We start from the raw sequence: 4,619 nt of genomic DNA, 5'->3' as shown, positions 1-4,619 counted from the left end.
TGCTATCACCGACCAGCTGGCACAAAACCAGAACCAGACGCTGGGGTATGATGTGCTGAACCGTCTTACCTCCGCAGAAGGTGGCTACGGCAACAACAGTTACCAGTATGATCCGGTGGGCAACCGGTTAGAACTGGAGCAAAACAACAAGAGCACCCGTTACAGCTATGCCTCGGACAGTAACCGCTTGCTCAGCGCCGGTTCTGCTGATTACAGCTACGATGAGAATGGCAATATCACCCAAACCAATGGTGGGGAGTCTGACTTAACCCTGCGCTATGCCGACAACAACCGGCTAGCAGAAGCCGTGCGGGAAGCACAAGCCCAACCCGCACAACAGAGCCAGACTCGGACTGTCGCCCAATATCTGTACAATGCTCTTGGGCAACGGATTCAAAAGAGCGTGAATGGAAGCATCACTACCTACCTGTATAGCCCCAGCGGCCAACTCCTGACCGAGATTGACCAAACCACCGGCCAGGTGAAACGGCAATATATGTACCTCGGCAGCACCCCTCTGGCTTATATCGACAACGCCCAAGCACAGGAAAAACTGTACACGGTTCATAACGACCACCTTGGCACCCCACAGTTGCTCACCAACAGTGCCGGGAAAGTGGTCTGGGAAAACCGAATGAGCCCGTTTGGCGTCTCCACCATTAACAGTGATGTGGACGGTGATGGCCAGGCCGTGACCTTTAACCTGCGCTTTCCGGGGCAGTACTATGATGAAGAGACACAGCTGCACTATAACTACTTCAGGGATTATGATCCGCGAACAGGGCGGTATATGCAGAGTGATCCGATTGGGTTGAAGGGGGGGATGAATACCTATGGTTATGTGTATCAAAATCCTTTCAAGTACATCGACCCTCTCGGACTAGATGTCTATAGGTGTGATACCCCATTACAAGCATTAAGCATAATAACCACAGGAAAAACAGGCAGGAAGAATGGTCCAGATTCTGAATGGAATCTATTACATCACCAGTATCTTTGCGTTGAGAGAGATGGGAAAATGGTGTGCGGTGGACAAGACAGGGGGGGAAGCGCTCTCGGCGGCCCTGGTACTCCCTCGATTGACTCTTATAGCGGAGAAAAATGTGATGTAATCGATAATAGAAAAGATGACTGTACAGAACAGTGCATTATAAAACGCATAGAGAGCCCATTCAGGCCTGCATATGATGTCAGATCTTCTTCCTCCTTCCTCTCTCGTTTTGCGAAACCTGGTGCACAAAACTGTCAAACTTGGGCTCAAACAACATATGTGGACTGCTTTGCAATATGTGCAAAAAAGCAATGAAAGTACTATGGGTAATAGCAAATTGTGGCTTAATGCTCCTTCTTATAATAGAAGGGGTTTTAACAGACTCAGGTCCTAACCATGCTGTTGGTCTATACACATTAGGCATGATTGCAATCAACTTACCCTTAGGGTTATTGATTCCTTTCATGCTCGATATTTCATATCAATATTTAACACCAATCCTAATCGGGACATTCGGTATATCTTTTATATCTGCTGAAACTGCATCACTAATAGCCATCAATATCATAGTTGGGATCACACAATGGTTAATTATTGTTCCTTTCATAAAAAAGAAGCTTAAGTAACAACTTATAGGAAACCCAATTCCTACTTATCATCAATATCCTCCAATCAGTTAAAAGAAAACAAAGACATTAAAAATATCGAACCGGGATGGAATCCTTTAAATAGCCTTGATGTGGATTCATCAACTCACAGTACCTATCAGCATTTAAGAAAACATATCGAACAATATGAAAATAAACTCTTTACCATTAAAATCACCAATTATAAAAATAGGGATCATCACATGTATTGCAATAGCCACACTAACGAATCAAGCCAGCGCTGCAGATAAGTTTTGCTCCAGCCCTGGAACATACCATTGTGCAATTAGGGTTGGAGATCCAGCTAATAATGCCTACTGTGATAGCAACCCGATTAATGCAATCATCCCATCAGTGAATATCTCACCGGGAAAGTACTTTCCCGGCGGCCCTGACTGGAAATACATACCTTGGGAGCTTTTTTATTGCCCTGGAACATCAGGCAGGGATAGGCTAAGAGGAATATCTAATAAATGTGCATATAGAGAACGCTGGGTGAACCCGAGAGCACATCCCTCGACAATGGGCCGAGTCGCAACAGTTCTGACTTATCAGTGTAAGACGTGTAAAGAAGGGGAGCAGTTCAACCCTCACTTTGGCATTGGCATTTGTGTTCCTAAACCTATAAAAGATGAACTTATTGGTTGCAGCGTCACAACCCCCCATCCAATTGACCCAACAACAGGAGCCAAACTATACAAGGAAGTTGACTATAAGAACAATAAGCATAAGTTTTTTGAGTTTACCCGTTATTATAATTCTATGAGTAGGGGCTGGACCAACAACCTTTCGAAATCACTTTATATCGACGAAAACGATCTAATCATCGCCCGAAGGCCAGATGGTAACAACATTCACTTTTCCAATAGTGGAGGGTCATGGGTTTCTGACCGCCATAAAAGCTGGCAGCTTTTAAAAATCCAGGGGGAAAACAACACAACTAGTTACTCCTTGATCCACAACAACTCAACCGAAGTCTACAATGCTGACGGCTGGCTTATTGGTGCTAAAAATCTATCAGGACAAAGCATAGAGATTACATACAGAAAAAATCTCATTGTAGTAGCCAACAATTACGGTAAAAAAATAGAACTTACTGTTAATTACCCCAAAAAAACATTAGGCTCTGGCCAATACACACCTCCAAAGTTAGTACGCTTAAAAACCCCAACAGATGAAATCATAGAATACAGTTATAATAAAAAGCATGGTCTTGAGTCCGTAACCCGTAAATCACTTAACTCCAGTAGGGAAGATGGAAAACGAACATACCTTTATAAATCTAAACAAGGGCTAGTCACAGGAATTGTCGATGAGGAAGGTATTCAAATATCTACCGTAACTTACGATACATTGGGAAGAGCCATTTCAAGTAGTAGAGGGGGGGAAGACACATATAAAGTTAACTATACCTATATAAGAGATAGTCGTCGCCCACGTGTTGAGATCACTAACTCTCTTGGAAAAGAGAGTGCTATCTACTTCGGCACAGTCAATAATAATAGAGTAATTTCACACATCGTAGGTAGAGCATCAACTCATTGCGCAGCAGCCAACAGATCATATGGGTATGATGACAATGGTTTTATAAATAGGAAGACTGATTGGGAAGGAAATATCACAGAGTACGTCCGTGACGAGAAAGGCCGAGAAATAAAACGAATTGAGTCTCAAGGTACTTCTTCTGAACGGATTATTACTACCGAGTGGCATCCTAATTTTCGCTTACCTATAAAAATAGCATATCCCAAAAAGACTGTCGAATACATATACGACAATCAAGGGCTTTTAACCGAAAGGAAGGAATCACCTTCACTTTAAGGACATCTACATTATTAAAAATCCTGAGAGTTTAAAACGCATACAAACTGCAAACTGCAAACTGCAAACTGCAAACTGCAAACTGCAAACTGCAAACTGCAAACTGCAAACTGCAAACTGCAAACTGCAAACTGCAAACTGCAAACTGCAAACTGCAAACTGCAAACCAAAGCATATCACCTAGGTAATTAAATTCTATGAAAGCAAAAGAAAAATTTAATATAGTATTACTTTCGTTATTAGCTAGTCCATTAAGTTGGCCATATGAAGCTGTTAGTCATATTTTCTACCCTGATCTTGATTCAGCTAGGAAGGGGTGTGGTTCTATACATAACTTTCCCGCCTGCGGATATCCAAATAGGTTTGACTGCCCTAAACCCCTCTCAGGATTTAAAATGTACGGAGATATAAGCTGGATTGACAAAAATGATTATAATAAAGGATTATCCCAATGGTGTGGTTACTTTCCTAATAAAAAACCCACACCAAATCTAGGGCAACCTGCTTCTTGTGTAGGAAACCCTATATCAATAGTGAATGGTAATAAATTCCAAAGGGAGGTTGACTACATCTCAAACGGAAAACCAAAGATACACTTGCTTAGATTTTATAATAGCGAGTCCCAGATTTGGGGGTTTAACTATCAAAGAAGACTGATTATAAAGAACTCACACACAATCACTTATTACAAAGACGACGGCCAGATTTTGTTATTCAAAAAAAGGGATAATGAATGGCAATCAAAATCGAACCTCAGACTAAAATTAGAAAAAACTTCTCTTGGAACCTGGAAGCTTACCGACAGGCTGAATAACACCTTTACATTTAACCCTCAAGGTCTTTTAACAAAAACGACAGACATAAATGGGAAGAGCATACATTTAACGTATAAAAGAGGAAAACTTGCAAGACTATCTAACGACAGTATCAACTTTGAATTCAATTATAATAAAAAAAACCAAATATCCAATATATCCATCGATAGCAGAAGAATTCTCAACTATTCCTACTATCCAAAAGGACAATTACTTTCTGTTTCTTATGAAGAAAATGGAACAGTCTATTACGTCCGTAAATATCATTACAATGAGAGTGAGCATATAAAAAGCAATAGTGGTTCCGCTTCTTTATTAACCGGTATAACCGACGAACGCGGCCAG

Annotated in this window: 4 protein-coding genes; all 4 read left to right on the top strand. The window is 41.4% G+C overall.

Annotation, left to right across the window (positions count from 1 at the left end; all coding sequences use genetic code 11):
* Positions 1-1,306 (top strand): RHS repeat domain-containing protein (locus tag ACY2RQ_RS18835; RefSeq protein WP_490114552.1); only part of this gene is annotated, 1,306 nt, incomplete at its 5' end.
* A complete protein-coding gene (locus ACY2RQ_RS18830) occupies positions 1,288-1,617 on the top strand; it encodes a hypothetical protein (RefSeq protein ID WP_490114551.1) in 330 nt (109 codons plus the stop codon). The genes ACY2RQ_RS18835 and ACY2RQ_RS18830, both read left to right, overlap by 19 nt.
* A 168-nt stretch (positions 1,618-1,785) precedes the next feature.
* Positions 1,786-3,459, top strand: a complete 1,674-nt coding sequence (locus ACY2RQ_RS18825) for a DUF6531 domain-containing protein (protein WP_490114550.1) — start codon at positions 1,786-1,788, stop codon at positions 3,457-3,459.
* Positions 3,460-3,656: 197 nt separating this feature from the next.
* The coding region (locus ACY2RQ_RS18820; protein WP_490114549.1) for a DUF6531 domain-containing protein at positions 3,657-4,619 on the top strand (963 nt) is incomplete at its 3' end.

Source organism: Parendozoicomonas sp. 209JJ7-1 (genome assembly GCF_058147085.1).
Note: the sequence above shows the minus strand (reverse complement) of the source record. Positions and strands in the feature narration are given on the sequence as shown.

Coding starts and splice junctions, on each gene's coding strand:
- ACY2RQ_RS18830 (WP_490114551.1), top strand. CDS start 1,288: ATGTGCAAAAAAGCAATGAAAGTACTATGGGTAATAGCAAATTGTGGC.
- ACY2RQ_RS18825 (WP_490114550.1), top strand. CDS start 1,786: ATGAAAATAAACTCTTTACCATTAAAATCACCAATTATAAAAATAGGG.